This window comes from Larkinella soli (assembly GCF_003703975.1).
Taxonomy (GTDB): domain Bacteria; phylum Bacteroidota; class Bacteroidia; order Cytophagales; family Spirosomataceae; genus Larkinella; species Larkinella soli.
Genome location: NZ_QTJY01000001.1, coordinates 956553 through 972033, shown reverse-complemented (window position 1 = coordinate 972033; position 15481 = coordinate 956553). Strand labels below are relative to the sequence as shown.

The window sequence follows — 15481 nt, the reverse complement described above, 5'->3', positions numbered from 1 at the left end:
TGGAAAACTTCCACCGGCTTTTATTTAAAGCACCTTCGCCTGAACGGGTTCTTCCTGAAGCTTGTGCTGGTAAAGGAACTCGATCAGGTCGGCGACGAGGCCGGTCCAGCCGGTCTGGTGGTTGGCACCGAGGCCGCTGCCGTTGTCGCCGTGGAAGTATTCAAAGAACAGATGCATATCCCGGAAGTAGGGGTCATCCTGGTATTTGCGGTAGCCGTTGTAGGCCGGAATATTGCCCGTATCGTCGCGACGGAAAATATTGACCAGCCGCTCCGCCACCAGCACGGTCGCGTCCTTGATGCTCATGATCTCCCCGGAATGGGTGGGGTATTCGATCTCGAAATCGTCGCCGTAATAGTTATAGAACTTCAGCAGGGCGTCGATCAGCAGGTAGTTGACCGGAAACCAGATGGGCCCGCGCCAGTTAGAATTACCTCCGAACAGACTGGTTTCCGACTCGTTCGGTACGTATTTTACCCGGAAAATCTCGCCGTTCAGGTTGAATTCGTACGGATGCTTTTCGTGGTATTTCGAGAGCGCCCGGATGCCGTAGTCGGACAGAAATTCGGTTTCGTCGAACATCCGTTTCAGCAGCATTTTCATCCGGTGGCCGCGCAGCAGCGAGAGCAGGTGGGTGGCCCCCTTGCCCGGTTCGTGCCAGCGGGAAACCAGGGAGGCCAGGTCCGGCCGGTTGGTCAGCACCCATTCCACCCGGCGTTTGAAGTCCGGCAGTTTTTCCAGCAGGGCATCGTCCAGCACCTCGACCGCAAACAGCGGAATCAGACCGACCATCGACCTGATTTTCAGCAGCATGCTGTTGTTGTCGTTGGTATGCAGGGCGTCGTAGTAGAACTGGTCTTCTTCGTCCCACAGGCTGATGCCCTGACCGCCGAGGTTTTTCATGGCGGCCGCGATGTGCAGGAAGTGTTCGAAGAACTTCGACGCCATATCCTGATACACCGGTCGGGTCAGGGCAATTTCGCAGGCGATGCGGAGCATGTTGAGCGTATACATCGCCATCCAGCCCGTGCCGTCGGCCTGCTCGATGTGGCCGCCCATGGGCAGCGGCTGGCTGCGGTCGAACACCCCGATGTTGTCGAGGCCGAGGAAGCCGCCCCCGAAGATGCTGTTACCGTTGACGTCCTTCCGGTTCACCCACCACGTGAAATTCAGCAGCAGTTTATGGAACACGCGCTCCAGGAACGCCACGTCGCCTTTGCCGTTCATTTCCCGGTCGATCTCGTAGACCTTCCAGGTAGCCCAGGCATGGACGGGCGGGTTTACGTCACTGAAGTTCCACTCATAGGCCGGAATCTGACCGGTAGGATGCATGTAGTATTCCCGGAGGATGACCGCCAGCTGCCGTTTGGCGAAGTTGGGATCGAGCCGGGCCAGCGTCAGCGTGTGAAAGGCCAGATCCCAGGCCGCAAACCAGGGATATTCCCACTTGTCGGGCATGGACAGAATGTTGGCCGTATACATGTGCCGCCAGGTAGAGTTGCGCTGGAAGGCCCGTCCGTGGAAGGGCGTCGGCATTTTCGGGTCGCCTTTCAGCCACTCGTTGACGTTGTAGTAATAGAACTGCTTGTTCCAGAGCATCCCCCCGTACGCCTGTCGCTGGATGGTCCGCAGTTCGGGGTCGGCGATGTTGCGCTGGAGGTGGTCGTAAAACTCGTCGGCTTCCCCGATGCGTTTGTCGAAAATGGCGTCGAAGTCCGCAAACGGATGGGCCATGTGCGTATCCTGACTGAACCGCAGCCGGATGGTCACCGAGGAGCCGCCTTCCACCGTATGGGTATACCGGGCCGAGGCCTTGGAGCCGATATGGTTGGGATTGACGTATTTCCGGTCGCCGGTTATGATGTAGTCGTTGACGCCGTCCTTGCAGTAAAGCGATTCGTTCGGGATGCCGTAGAGCCGCTCGGTATTGGTTTCGTTCTCACAGAACAGCAGTTCGTCGGCGCCTTCGCAATACAGTTTGTATTTCCCCAGCAGCTTGTGGTCGATGGCGATCTGGGTGGTGGAAATGCCGTTCAGGATCGGTTTGTAGGCGTATTGCTCGTAGCCCCACGACCAGGTATTGCGGAACCAGATGGTGGGCAGCAGGGTCAGTTTGGCGGCTTTGGCGTAACGGTTGTGGGCCGTCACCTTGATGAGAACGTCGTTCTCGTTATTCTTGGCGTATTCGATGAAGATGTCGAAATACTGGTCGTTGTCGAAGATGCCCGTCTCGACCAGCTCGAACTCCGGCTCCAGGCGGTTCCGTTTGCGGCCTTCCTCGACCAGCCGGGCGTAGGGATAGGCCTGCTGCGGATACTTATAGAGCATCTTCATGTACGAGTGGGTGGGCGTGCTGTCCAGGTAGTAATACAGCTCCTTGACGTCCTCACCATGGTTTCCTTCCGGGCCGGTCAGGCCGAAAAGCCGCTCCTTGATGATGCTGTCCCTATGGTTCCAGAAGGCTAAGGCGAAGCAGACGTGCCCCTTGTTGTCCGAAAGGCCCCCGATGCCGTCTTCCCCCCAGCGATAGGCACGCGACCGGGCCATGTCATGGGTGATGAAGCTCCAGGCGTTGCCGTGAACGCTGTAATCCTCCCGAACGGTCCCCCAGGAACGTTCCGACAGATACGGCCCCCACTTTTTCCACCCTTTGTTATCGGAGCGCGAGTACAGGCGTTCGCGTTCGATGTTCTGTTCCATCTTCAGATTGTATTCCATGGTTAGCTACAGGTACAAAGTTACGTTTTCAAAACCGGTTAATCGCTGGAAGCTCAAACGGTTTCGAATAAAATCATCCCGTTAAATTAATCGTCAGTAAGAAAATTGAAAAAATTATGCAGGCATAATTTCCCTTGGTTTTTCAACCGGAAGTCCCTTCTTAAACGCCCTCCTTCCCGCGAAGGTTGGAGTCGCTCTGTTTTACCGGACAATGAATTTGAACCCAATAGAAACAATAAAGGCCCAGAGCATAATCCGGGCCAGTGTTTCATGAAGACAAAAAATGTTTTTATTCGGCATCGGATTACGTCGATGCGATCTCAAAAAGTGGGGCATAGCTATCGCCCAGAATCTTCTGAAGTTTGACGGTCTCGCCCTCCGTGACCATCTGCACCAGGACTTTCATAAACCCGTGGGTGTAATGCTTGCCCTGGGTGGGTTCGACTCCGGCCCGCTGCCCGACACGTTCGTAAAATTCCTTCAGGGAGAACCGCCGGCCCTGATCCCGGTCTTCCGGGCTGACTTCCCGGATGATGTGGCCCAGTTCGGCCGGCAGTTGGGCGGCCAGGTTGTCGGCGCTGTTTCCGGCCATATGGTCGACCAGAGTGTGCAGCACCGCTCTGGAAACCCGGACGACGTCTTCGGCGGTATCCAGCCCGAGCTGGTCCTTGGCCGCATGGATGAATTCGTTGTAATGCATAACTCCTCTACCGTTTGATTTTTCCTCTTTCAGACAACGGTTCGTTTCGGAGCAGGGTTTTGATTTCCGGCAAAAAATAAAGGACCGCCCGGCCGGGCGGTCCTTCAAATCGAAGATCGGCGGTTACACGGCCGGGTCCGGCGGGGTATTGATGTTATTGTCCCGTTCCGTCCGTGGATACGGCATGAAGTTGCGGTTTCGTTCGCCCGTCACGCTCGGACCCGACCGACCGAACCGGCGGGCATCTTCCAGCCGGAAGCCGCTGTAGGCCAGCTCGATGGCCCGGTTTCGGTAGATTTCCGTCAGGATAGCCTCCGCGGTCTGCGGGCCCGAATAGGCCGGCAGCGAGGCTCCCAGCCCCCAGGCGTCGGTGGTTTTGGTCAGCACCCGGTTCAGTTCCGTAACGGCATTGGCGAGGTCGTTTTTGCGGGCGTAGGCTTCGGCCCGGATCAGCATCATTTCACCCGGCAGGTAGACCGGCAGGGGCGAATTATTCGCCGTGGCGAAACCCGTTCCGAGATTCAGCGTGGCGCTGGGGTTCGAGCGGACATAAACCGCCACGCGCTTGTCCGCCGGATTGGGTGCCAGCAGAGCGGGCAAGCCCAGATTTATATTGGTCGGCTCGATGACGTTCCGGTTGCTGAAGGCGGTTTCGAAGATCGGATTCCGGGTATTGTCGTCGAACGAGAAGAACGACCGCTTCGTCAGGTCCACCCGGCCGGCGGCCGCAATGGCCTTGTCGTAGTCGCCGGCAAAGAGACTGTAGCGGGCGATCAGGGCCTGAATGGTGTTCGGTATATCGATGCCCGGAACGATGGCAAGATTGAATTTAGCCGAAACCGGGTTGGCGTTCACCTCGGTTGCCGCGGCTTCCAGCTGGGCGACGGCCTGCTTCAGGAGTTCGTTGCGGCCTACGAAAGGGGCGTTTTCGGCCGATTTGACCGGGGCCTGCTCAAAAAACTGGGCCAGGGTGCCGAGCGACATGGCTTTGAAAATGGCGGCATAGGCCACGATTCCGCTGCGCGTACCGGCCTCGGCCACCTTGTCCGCATTGGCCAGGATGATGTCGGCGTTGGAGTTCACGATCAGGCAGCTCGTCCAGAGCTGGCGGACGATGGAGTTGGCATTGGTGACGTTGGCAAGACCCGATTCGAGGGCGATTTCATCGACGTTTCCGGCGTTCAGCACCCGAAATTCGCGCGTGGCAAGCCCACTGGCGGCCACGTAGTTGTAGATCGCTCCGAGCCGCCCGGAGGTATACCGGGATTGCAGGCCGTTGCAGAGGGCGATAAGGCCGTCCGGAGAGTTGATGACCTGCTGTTCGCTGGCTGCGCTCGGGTTCAGGTATTCTTCCCGGCAGGCGTTCTGGCTGATCAGCAGGGCGATCAGCCCGACATAAAGGCTATATTTTTTCATGGGGATGGCGATGGTTAAACATTAGAACGTGGCCGAAAGCTGAAGCTGATACGTCCGCGGGATGGGCACGTTTCCGAAGTCGAGGCCGCGGACGAGGTCCGACGTACCGCCGGCGTTGGTTTCCGGGTCGAAGCCGGGGTAATTGTCCCAGGAGATCAGGTTCCGCCCGATGAGCGACACGCTGAAGTTGTTCATGCCCTTGATCAGCTGCGGGAACCGGTAGCTCAGGGACACTTCGCGGAGTTTGACGAACGAGCCATCGTCGATGCGCCAGGCTTCGGTGTTGTAAATAGAGAAAATGTAGCCCCTCGGCAGTTCGCCTTTCAGTTCCTTCTCGACAAATTCACCGATGCCGACACCCTGCCGGGTCCGTTTGTCGGAGTTGTAGACGTCGGCGCCCTGAACCGCATCGAGCAGCACGCGCAGCGAAGCCCGTTTAAAGGAGACGTTGCTGGCGAACGAGCCGGTCCATTTCGGGTTAGGGTTGCCGATGACCGCATTGACGGGCGTTCCCTTCGGCTGTCCGTCGGGGCCGCTGTGGTCCACGACATAATCGACCGAACCCGGTGTCTGCGTGCCCCGTTCGACCTGCGAAAAGCCCTGGGGCGTCAGCAGCAGGGAGCCGTCCGGATTGCGGGCGTAGGTGGTTCCGTAGAAGACCCCGGCGGGTTGTCCTTTCAGCAGGTAGATGGAACCGGCCGCCGTCGGGATGTTGATGACCGGACTGCCCAGTTCGAGCACCTTGTTGCGGTTGCGGTTATAGATCAGGGTTACGTCCCAGTTCCAGTCTTTGGTGCGGACGGCCGCGGCATCGAGGGAAAGTTCGAAACCCCGGTTTTCCATCTCCCCGACGTTGTTGACGATGTTCGTGCCGCCGAAAGAGGGCGCCAGCACCCGGTTGACGACCAGATCGTTGATACGCTGGTGGTATACGGTTGCCGTCAGATTCAGGCGGTTGTTCAGGAAGGAGAGGTCCGCCCCGCCTTCCACCTCGACCATCCGTTCGGGCCGCACGCGCGGGTTGGCCAGCGTACCGCCCGGGATGATGGTATTTTTGCCGAGGAAGGGGGTGGGCGAGAACTGCCAGAACCGGCTGTAGGTTCCGATGCCGGACAGGTTCCCCGACTCACCGTAGGAGGCTCTCAGTTTCAGACCGTTCCAGACGTTGTTGAACGAAATGTTCTTCCAGAAATCCAGGTCCGACACGACAAACGACGCGCTGAGTTTCGGGTAAATCTGGTTGGTTTCCGTGGGGGAGAACTTCGAGGAGCGGTCGCGACGGACGGCCGCCGTCAGGAACGCCAGGTTGCGGAAGCCGAAGGTGGCCTGCCCGAAATATCCGCTCAGATTGTAACGGTCGAGGGTGTAGGTCGCCTGAACGGTCGTGCTGGCGGCCCCGCTGACGGTTTCGATGAACGGCGCCAGATTCTGGCCGTTGGCAATGGTAATGTCCTGCTGGTTATACTGGTAGCTGAAACCGACGATGGCGTTGAGCTTGAAATTCTCCGAAAACTGCCGTTCGTAGGAGACGTTCACGTCGGAGTTAAGCAGCAGCACCTGGTTGTTGGCCGTGGCCGCAAACCCGTTCGGATACCGTTCGAGCGGCAACCCGGCCGTGGCCTGGTAGGGGTAGGGCCGGATGTAGTTCTGCCCGACCTGCGAGTAGGTATCGACCCCCAGAATCCAGTCGATGGCCAGCCCCTTCACCGGGGTCAGGTTCAGCTGCACGTCGCCGATGGTGCGGTTGGTAGTCTGGGTAGACCGCATGTCCTCGATGGTCGAGAGCGGGTTGACCCGGGTCGGTTCCACGGCCTGGAGGTTCCCGGCCGCATCCCGCTGGGTGATGTCCCAGATGTTGTTGGTGATGTTGACCGAGTTGATCGGGCTGTAGAACACGTTGCCGTTGGCCTTCTCGTTCGAGAAGCTGTTGCTGTAGCTGAGTCCGGCGGTCATTTTGGCCCAGTTGGTCAGCCGCTGGTCGATGCGCGCCCGCAGGCTGTACCGCTGAAAGTCCGTGTTCTTGATGATGCCCTGATTGTAGAGGTACCCGAACGAGACGTAATACTGGGTGTTGTCGCGGCCGCCCGAGACGCTGATGCCGTTGTCGGTGCCGTAGCCGGTCCGGAAAATCTCGTCGAAATAGTCGTAGCGCGTCACGTCCACAAGGTTCGTGGCAAGGTTGGTCGGAACGCCGTCCCGGATGATGGGGGTGGTGGTTATGCCGGGGTTGGCGGCAATCTGGGCGGGCGTCGGTGCGCCGATGGTGTGAAGCCGCAGTCCGGCAAAGCCGAACTGTTTCGGATACCTGGTGATATACACCTTCTTGCGCAGTTCGTTGATGTTGGCACTGGTCGTAAACGAAACCCGCGGAGCGCCCGACTGCCCGCGCTTCGTTGTGATGATGACGACCCCGTTGGCGGCCCGGGATCCGTACTGGGCGGCAGCCGCGGCCCCGTTCAGGACGTTGATGCTGGCGATGTCGGCCGGGTTGAGGTCGGCCAGGCGGTTCTGGCTGGGGTTGGCGGACCCGATCTGGCTGCCTGCGGCCAGCTGCGCCACGTTCGTGCTGGCATTGCTGACGATAACCCCGTCGATGACGTAAAGCGGATCGGAGGAGCCGGTCAGGGACTTGATCCCCCGCAGCCGGATGGCGATCCCGCCCGACGGATCGCCGGAGGTCTGGGTGATCTGGGCGCCCGGCACCTTACCCTGGAGGCTGTTGAGCAGGCCGCCCGAGCCGGTCTGGGTGAGGTTGTCGGCCCGGATGGTGCTGATGGCGTTGCCCAGTTCCCGCCGGGAGGTCTGGATCGTGGAGCCGGTTGCGACCACCTCGTCGAGGTTCATGACGTCTTCCTTCAGCGAGGCATTGGTGGTGATGGTCGTCTGGTTGCCGAGCGTGAGCGGCTGCCGGACCGGGCCGTATCCGATGTAGCTGAAACTGAGATTGTAGGAACCGGGCGGAAGCGAGACGCCGAAGGAATAGTTCCCGTTTTCGTCGGATGCGGAACCGAGCGTGGTGCCGACCACGACGACCGTAACTCCGGGTAACCCCTGACCGTTGGCGTCGGTGACGCGGCCGTTGAGCGTGTAGCGCTGGCCCTGAGCGAGGGCGGTACAGGTAAGACAGAGAAGGAGGAGGAAACTCCCCAGCCAGGGGACGTTTCGTCGATAAAGATGCATCATAATAGGTTGGATTGGGGGTGAGTGTTAAGAATGTTGTTTACGATGGAGGTCAAGTTAACAAAAAAGCGGGTTCCAGATTTTTTCCGGAACCCGCTTGTGACGAACGGTTACTATCTTTATCTAACCTGTTACATATTCCGCCGGTATTGCCCCCCAACCGCATACAGAGCCTGCGACAACTGCCCCAGCGAGCAGACTTTGGTGGCTTCCATCAGAGACCCGAACAGGTTGCCCCCGGCCAGCGCGACCTGCTGCAACTGTTGCAGGGCGGTTTCGGCGCTTCGGCGGTTCCGCTCCTGAAACCGTTTCCGGGACTCCACGGCATACCGCTTTTCCTCCTCCGTCGACCGGATGACTTCCTGGGGGACGATGGTCGGGGAGCCTTTCGGATCGAGGAAGGTATTGACGCCGACGATGGGCAGCCTGCCGCTGTGTTTCAGCATCTCGTAATGCATGGATTCATCCTGAATTTTGCTTCGCTGATACATCCGCTCCATCGCTCCCAGAACACCCCCGCGTTCATTCAGGCTACGGAACTCGGTCAGAACGGCCTGCTCGACCAGGTGGGTCAGTTCTTCGATGATGAAAGCGCCCTGGAGCGGGTTTTCGTTGCGGGCCAGACCGAACTCTTTGTTGATGATCAGCTGGATCGCCATGGCCCGGCGCACACTTTCTTCGGTCGGGGTGGTGATGGCTTCGTCATAGGCGTTGGTGTGCAGGGAGTTGCAGTTGTCGTACAGGGCCAGCAGGGCTTGTAATGTGGTTCGGATGTCGTTGAAGGCGATCTCCTGCGCGTGCAGGCTCCGGCCGGAGGTCTGGATGTGGTATTTCAGCTTCTGCGACCGGTCGTTGCCCTTGTACTTGTATTTCATCGCTTTGGCCCAGATCCGGCGCGCCACCCGGCCCAGCACCGAATACTCGGGGTCCATGCCGTTCGAGAAAAAGAACGACAGGTTGGGCGCAAAATCGTCGATGTGCATCCCCCGGGCCAGGTAATACTCCACGAAGGTAAACCCGTTGGCGAGGGTAAAGGCCAGCTGCGAAATGGGGTTGGCCCCGGCTTCGGCGATGTGATAGCCCGAAATGGACACCGAGTAGAAATTCCGGACCTGGTTGTCGGTGAAATACTGCTGAATGTCGCCCATCATGCGGAGCGCAAACTCGGTGGAGAAAATGCAGGTGTTCTGGGCCTGGTCTTCCTTCAGAATATCGGCCTGCACCGTTCCACGCACCTGCCGCAGCGTATCGGCTTTGATCTTTTCGTACACTTCGCGCGGCAGTACCTGATCGCCGGTGGTGCCGAGCAGCCGCAGCCCGAGGCCGTCGTTTCCGTCGGGAAGCGGGCCGTTATAAATCGGCCGGTTTTCATCGCCGGTACCGGTTTCGTTAATGGATTCGTTTTGCCGGAGCCAGAGTTCGCACTGCTGGTCGATGGCGGCATTCAGGAAGAAGCCCAGAAGCATGGGCGCCGGGCCGTTGATGGTCATGGAAACCGAGGTGGCCGGGTCGCAGAGGTTGAAGCCGCTGTAAAGCTTTTTGGCGTCGTCGAGGGTGCAGATGCTGACCCCCGAATTGCCGATCTTTCCATAGATGTCGGGGCGGTAATCGGGGTCTTCGCCGTAGAGGGTCACCGAGTCGAAGGCCGTCGAGAGCCGCCGGGCGGGCATATCCTTCGAGACGTAGTGAAATCGCCGGTTCGTGCGTTCGGGGCCGCCCTCACCCGCAAACATCCGGGTGGGGTCTTCGCCTTCGCGCTTCAGCGGGAATACCCCGGCGGTGTAGGGGTACTCACCGGGAACGTTTTCGGTCATCAGCCAGCGGAGCACGTCCCCCCAGTCCTCGTAGGCCGGCAGGCTGATTTTGGGAATGCGCAGGCCGGACAGGGAAGTGGTGAACAGGGCCTGTTCGAAGACTTTGTCCCGAACCCGGTACTGGTAGTGGTCGGCCCGGTATTTTTTCTGCATCTCCGGCCATTCCTTCAGCAGTCGGCGGGATTCATGGTGGAGCCGGTTTTCCAGGTCGGTGTAAATCTGTTTCAGTTCGGATGCCAGGTCGGGGCCGGTCGTCTCTCCGGATGCCGAATTGTCCGGCCGCCGGGAGGCCAGCACCTCCAGCGTGCCGTTGATCTGGTACAGCCGGCGCGCCAATACCGTCTGTTCCTGGACGAAGGCATCGTATTGATCGCTGTTTTCGACGATCTCGGCCAGATAGCGAACCCGGTCGGGCGGAATGACGGAAGCCGCCCGGGAGGGCCCGGCTACTGACTTTTCTGCTTCCGCCGGCAGCAGCGGCACCCCGGTTTTCTGTTCGATCAGTTGCATGACCCGGGTAAACAGGGCGTTCATGCCCTCGTCGTTGAACTGGGAGGCAATGGTGCCGAAAATGGGAAGCTCCTCCTCGGGCGTCTCCCAGAGGGTATGGTTCCGGCGGTATTGTTTCCGGACGTCCCGCAGGGCATCCAGCGAGCCCCGTTTGTCGAATTTATTGATGGCGATCAGGTCGGCAAAGTCGAGCATGTCGATCTTTTCGAGCTGGGTGGCGGCCCCGTATTCGGCCGTCATGACGTACAGGCTCAGGTCGGAGTGTTCGGTGATCTCGGTATCCGACTGCCCGATGCCGGAAGTTTCCACGATGATGAGATCGAAGCGGGCGGCTTTGCAGACCTCGATGGCGTCGCGGACGTATTTGCTCAGCGCCAGGTTCGACTGCCGGGTGGCCAGCGAGCGCATATATACCCGGGGGCTGTGGATGGCGTTCATCCGGATGCGGTCGCCCAGGAGCGCCCCGCCGGTTTTCCGTTTAGAGGGATCGACGGAGATGATCGCGACGGTTTTGTCGGGAACGTTCCGTAAAAACCGCAGCACCAGTTCGTCGACCAGCGAGGATTTGCCGGCCCCGCCGGTGCCGGTAATGCCGAGAACCGGGGAGGGGAGCCCCGGGGTCCCGGCCGATGGTTCCGAAGCCGGCCGCGTTGTCAGGGTTTCCGGCACCCGGCTGTCCGGGTCGTTTTCGGCGACGGAAATGAGCCGAGCAATCAGTTTGCTGTCTTTGGTTTGCGGGAGTCGGGCCAGTTGTCCGTTCAGTTCCCAGAGCCGTGTCGGGAAGTCGCACTGCGCCAGCAGGTCGTTGATCATGCCCTGCAGGCCCATGGCCCGGCCGTCGTCGGGCGAATAGATGCGGGTAACGCCATAGGCATGCAGTTCTTCGATTTCGGAGGGGAGAATGGTGCCTCCCCCGCCCCCGAAGACCCGGATGTGTCCGCAGCCCCGTTCCCGAAGCAGGTCGATCATGTACCTGAAATATTCGAGGTGGCCACCCTGGTAGGAGGTCACGGCAATGCCCTGGGCATCTTCCTGAATGGCGCAGTCGACGATCTCGGCCACCGAGCGGTTATGGCCCAGATGGATTACCTCCGCCCCCGACGCCTGCATGATCCGGCGCATGATGTTGATGGCCGCATCGTGTCCGTCGAACAGCGAAGCCGCCGTGACGATCCGGATCGGATTTTTGGGTTGATAGGGAGATGCGGTTTGTTGCGATACCATGATGAAATTGCAAAAAGTTAGGTAAAAATAGGCAGAACGGCGGAAATACAGTATTATTGATCCTTGTTACCACGATATTAAACCGGCATGTCGCGTGCTCATCAGGTCTACCGCTCGCTGGGTATCCGCCACCAGGAAGCCCGAACGGTCTGGCTTTTTTTCCTTCATAACTTTTTCCTCGGCATCGGGACCATCCTCGTATATGTTTCGGCCAACGTCATCCTGCTTGAAAATCACCCGGAAACCAGTCTCCCCATCGCCTACGTCGCTTCGGCTGCCGGCATGATGCTGGTCGGACGGGTTTATTCTCATTTCGAACACCATCTGGCCCTCCGCAGCCTGACGGTCCGGGTTCTGCTGACGGTGATCGTCCTGACGGCGGTTATTGCGGTGCTGGTCGTGGCGGGCTATTCGGTCTGGGCCGCCGTCTCCATTATGGTGGGGTACCGGATGATCTACCTGCTGACCAACCTGGAATTCTGGGGGGTATCGGCTCTGGTTTTCGACGTACGGCAGGGCAAGCGGCTTTTCAGCGTCATTAGCTCGGGGGATATGCCGGCCAAAGCCATCGGGGCCGTCCTGGCGGCTCTGGTGCACGCACACACGGAAATGGCTTCCCTGCTGCTGGTCGCCTTTGCGGCCTTCCTGGCGGCCATTTCCGTATTGAACCTGACGTTTCGGTCCCACGATATTCACACCTCGCACGGAGCCGGCCGGAACCGGCGGGAAACCCAGCCGGCCTATGTCGAGAAATGGTTCGGAAACAGCCGGCTGATCGGTGCCATGTGTCTGAGCCTGATTCCCGTGGCGGCCATTGCGTCCGGCATCGAGTACGCGTTTTTCATCAACGTCAAGTATAAGATCCACGCCGAAACTTCGCTGCTTCAATACGTCGGTAAGGTGCTCGCCCTGACCTATTTCGTAGCGATGGGCGTCAAACTGCTGGTGTCGCGGCAGGCCCTCGACCGGCTCGGCATCCGGAATTCCCTGCAACTGCTGCCGCTGACGGCTTTCGCCGGGTTCATCGCCTTTGCGGTGTTGTGGCTGACCGGTGTCGGGGAAAGCACCTGGCTTTTCTACTACTGTGCACTGTATCTCACTTTTGAGGTCCTTCGCCGGTCGCTGTTCGATCCGGTCTTTCTGGTGCTTTTCCAGCCGCTCACCACCCAGCAGCGGCTGAAAGGGCATACGCTCGTCAAAGGCTACTTCGAACCGCTCGGGATGGCGCTGGCCGGGGTGCTGATCTACGCCTTCCGGCAATCGCCCGAACTGAACGAATGGATTCCGTTCGTGTGGATGGGGGTAGGGGCCGTCGTGGCCGTGGTTCTGCTTCGCCGGACCTACTTCCAGTATCTCGATGAGCTGAAATCCGCCCTCGGACGCCGGTTCATGGAGGGCGATCAGCTGGCGGTCCCGGACGAGATGCTCAAAATAGTCATTCCGAACCTGAGCAGTTCCCGGATCGAGGAGGTCCTCAACGCCGTGGACTGGCTGAAACAGCAGGACCCGAAGACGCTGGCCGGGCAGGCTCCGAACCTGCTGCGGCATGAGGATGCCCGGGTCCGCCGAAAGGTTCTGGAAGCTTTTCTGGAGACCCAGGCGGTGCTGGAAGCCGGGGTGCTTCACCAGATGATCCTGTCGGACCCGGAGCCGGTCAACCGGGAACTGGCTGCGCAATTCTATTGCCGGCTGCCCGCTGCCGACCCGGAGCGGGTGTCGGAGCTGCTGTTTCATGCCGATCTTTCCATCCGGAAAGGAGCCATTCAGGGAAGCCGGAACGTCCAGCGTTTCAACCACCAGGGGACGGAAAGCTTCGTCGCCCTGGCCAATTCCGACCAGACCGCTGAGCAGAAAACCGCCCTCGAACTGATCGGTTCGCTTCAGCTTGCCAATTATTCCGAATCGGTCGGAGCGCTTTTACAGAGCAGGGACCCGGAAGTGGTGGCGGCCGCCATCCGGACCGCCGGCTTGCTGAAAGATCCCGGCCTGACCCGGCAGTTACCTACCCTGCTCGGCGACAAAACCCATTGGCGGTCGGCGGCCCGGAGCCTCAGCGGTATGCAGGGGCCGGCTTTACCGTTGCTGGAGAAAGCTGCCCAAACGGGTCACCCCAGCGTGCTTCGGCGGATTGCCGGCATCTACGGGAAAATCGACCATCCGGATGCCCGTCGGCTTTTGACCGGGCTGGTCGGCCATCAAGACCTGACCGTTCGGCTGGCGGCTTTGCGGGCTTTAGGCCGCCAGGAGGAAACGGTTTCGGAATCTCCGGTTTTTCAGGCGGTTCTGGAGGAGGAGATGCAGCTTGCCCAGCGGCTTCTGCACGGCAGTCTGCACAAAAGCGACCGGGAGCTTCTCGCCTGCCTCGATTACGAAATGGGGCTGTTGCTGCAGCGGGTGTTTTATCTCCTGATGCAGCTCTACGACCGGGAGGTCATCGACCGCGTGCGGGTGGGCCTGGATCACGTCTCCCGCGAACGGCGCGCCAACGCACTCGAAATGCTGGAAAACCTGATTCCGCGCTGGGTCTACCAGTGCCTTCAGGCCATCGTTGACAACGAGTCGGTGCAGGAAAAAGTCCGGCTGATCGACGCGCAGCTCGGGCCGTTTCATGCCCATGAATCGCTTGTTTCCTATATTTTGCACCAGGGCGTCACCCGGTTTACGGACTGGACGATCAGCGTGGCGCTCCGACACTGGTCTCCCCGTTCGCCGGCCACCGCCAAACTGCTGAGCGACTATCTGCACCACCCGGTTCAGATTCTGAGTGAAAGCGCGGCCGGGGTGCTGGATCAGGTCCGGTCCCAGCATCCGGAATGGCACCGGCAGTTCCTGACCGACCATCCTACCGTTTCCGATACGATCATGAAAACCAAAGAATCCGCTTCCCATATTTCCGACTTCGAACGGGTGATGGTCCTGAAAAGCACCCGGCTTTTCGCCGATACGCCGGCCAACGTGCTGAGCAGCATTGCCCCGATCATGAAGGAGGTGACGTTCCCGCAGGGACAGCCCATCTTTCAGAAGGGGGAGATCGGAAACTGTATGTTTGTCATCTACTCGGGAACGGTCGATATCTACGACCGGCAGAAGTGGCTGGCCCGCTTTGAAAAGGGCGACGTGTTCGGTGAACTGGCGTTGCTGGATTCCGAGCCGCGTTCGGCTTCGGCGGTGGTGGGTGCAGACGCGCTGCTGTTCCGGATCGATCAGGAGGATTTTTACGATCTGATGGAGGAACGCGATGAGGTGCTGCGGAACGTGATCCGGATCCTTTGTCAGCGCATCCGGTCGCAGAACGAGAAACTACAGACGGCGACCTTTACGCCGGGAAATGGCTGACGATCCGTTTCAGCTCTTCCAGATGGCCCAGTTTGCGGGTTTCACGCCAGCAGACGGCCGTCGGGGTCCAATACCGGTGGCTTTCCAGAAAACGGACCTGAATGCGGTTCCAGGCGGCTTCGTCGGCCACCATCTCCCGAACCTTCAGTTCCTGAAACAGCGTCTGGGCGATGGGTTCGAAATCGTCACGGCCCAGGTAATCCAGGTCGGCATCGCAGACAATCTTTTCCAGCAGATTTTGAGGGGTTTGCGGTATCCGCGTCGCCATGATCATGCCGCAGACGGTTTCGATCTCTTCGGGAGAATACGCGAACCGGGGCAGGCTTTGGCGGGCCAGCCGGCAGCCCGCTTCCTCATGGCCCTGATAGGTGGAGACAAAACCGCAGTCATGATAAAGAGCTGCGGTCCGGATCAAAGCCAGCGTCCCGACATCGGTAATCCCTTCGGCTTCCGCCAGTCGCCGGCTGGCCTCCGCCACATCCAGAACGTGGTGAATACCGTGGTAGTAGAGGGTAGGCGAAAGGTGTTCCCGCAGTTCGGTCAGAATAAACGCTTCAGCTTGTTGTAGATTCATCCACGTAGG

At 59.5% G+C, this 15481-nt stretch carries 7 protein-coding genes; 1 reads left to right on the top strand and 6 read right to left on the bottom strand.

Translation table 11 applies throughout. The features are described from left to right. Positions 1 to 24: 24 nt before the first annotated feature. From DX909_RS06145 to DX909_RS06125, 5 genes are all read right to left on the bottom strand, one after another. Positions 25 to 2718 carry an MGH1-like glycoside hydrolase domain-containing protein gene (locus DX909_RS06145; protein ID WP_374755858.1) on the bottom strand — a complete coding sequence of 898 codons (2694 nt, stop codon included), beginning with the start codon at positions 2716 to 2718 and terminating at the stop codon, positions 25 to 27. A gap of 304 nt (positions 2719 to 3022) precedes the next feature. Continuing rightward, on the bottom strand, positions 3023 to 3418 hold the full coding sequence (locus tag DX909_RS06140) for a DUF2267 domain-containing protein (RefSeq protein WP_128544225.1): 396 nt from the start codon (positions 3416 to 3418) through the stop codon (positions 3023 to 3025). A gap of 123 nt (positions 3419 to 3541) precedes the next feature. Continuing rightward, a complete protein-coding gene (locus DX909_RS06135; RefSeq protein WP_128544224.1) occupies positions 3542 to 4834 on the bottom strand; it encodes a RagB/SusD family nutrient uptake outer membrane protein in 1293 nt (430 codons plus the stop codon). Between the two features lie 21 nt (positions 4835 to 4855). Then, entirely contained in the window at positions 4856 to 8017 is a 3162-nt protein-coding gene (locus DX909_RS06130; RefSeq protein WP_128544223.1) for a SusC/RagA family TonB-linked outer membrane protein, read from the bottom strand. A gap of 128 nt (positions 8018 to 8145) precedes the next feature. Then, positions 8146 to 11562 (bottom strand): methylmalonyl-CoA mutase family protein, encoded by a 3417-nt coding sequence (locus DX909_RS06125; protein WP_128544222.1) that lies wholly within the window; start codon positions 11560 to 11562, stop codon positions 8146 to 8148. Between the two features lie 87 nt (positions 11563 to 11649). On the opposite strand from DX909_RS06125, the gene DX909_RS06120 reads away from it, so the two are divergent. Further along, complete coding sequence (locus DX909_RS06120) at positions 11650 to 14898, top strand: cyclic nucleotide-binding domain-containing protein (RefSeq protein WP_128544221.1); 3249 nt, start codon at positions 11650 to 11652, stop codon at positions 14896 to 14898. Here the strand turns inward: DX909_RS06120 and DX909_RS06115 are convergent. Next, positions 14879 to 15472 carry an HD domain-containing protein gene (locus DX909_RS06115; protein ID WP_128544220.1) on the bottom strand — a complete coding sequence of 198 codons (594 nt, stop codon included), beginning with the start codon at positions 15470 to 15472 and terminating at the stop codon, positions 14879 to 14881. The genes DX909_RS06120 and DX909_RS06115 overlap by 20 nt on opposite strands. Positions 15473 to 15481 lie beyond the last annotated feature (9 nt).

Coding starts and splice junctions, on each gene's coding strand:
- DX909_RS06145 (WP_374755858.1), bottom strand. CDS start 2,718: ATGGAATACAATCTGAAGATGGAACAGAACATCGAACGCGAACGCCTG.
- DX909_RS06140 (WP_128544225.1), bottom strand. CDS start 3,418: ATGCATTACAACGAATTCATCCATGCGGCCAAGGACCAGCTCGGGCTG.
- DX909_RS06135 (WP_128544224.1), bottom strand. CDS start 4,834: ATGAAAAAATATAGCCTTTATGTCGGGCTGATCGCCCTGCTGATCAGC.
- DX909_RS06130 (WP_128544223.1), bottom strand. CDS start 8,017: ATGATGCATCTTTATCGACGAAACGTCCCCTGGCTGGGGAGTTTCCTC.
- DX909_RS06125 (WP_128544222.1), bottom strand. CDS start 11,562: ATGGTATCGCAACAAACCGCATCTCCCTATCAACCCAAAAATCCGATC.
- DX909_RS06120 (WP_128544221.1), top strand. CDS start 11,650: ATGTCGCGTGCTCATCAGGTCTACCGCTCGCTGGGTATCCGCCACCAG.
- DX909_RS06115 (WP_128544220.1), bottom strand. CDS start 15,472: ATGAATCTACAACAAGCTGAAGCGTTTATTCTGACCGAACTGCGGGAA.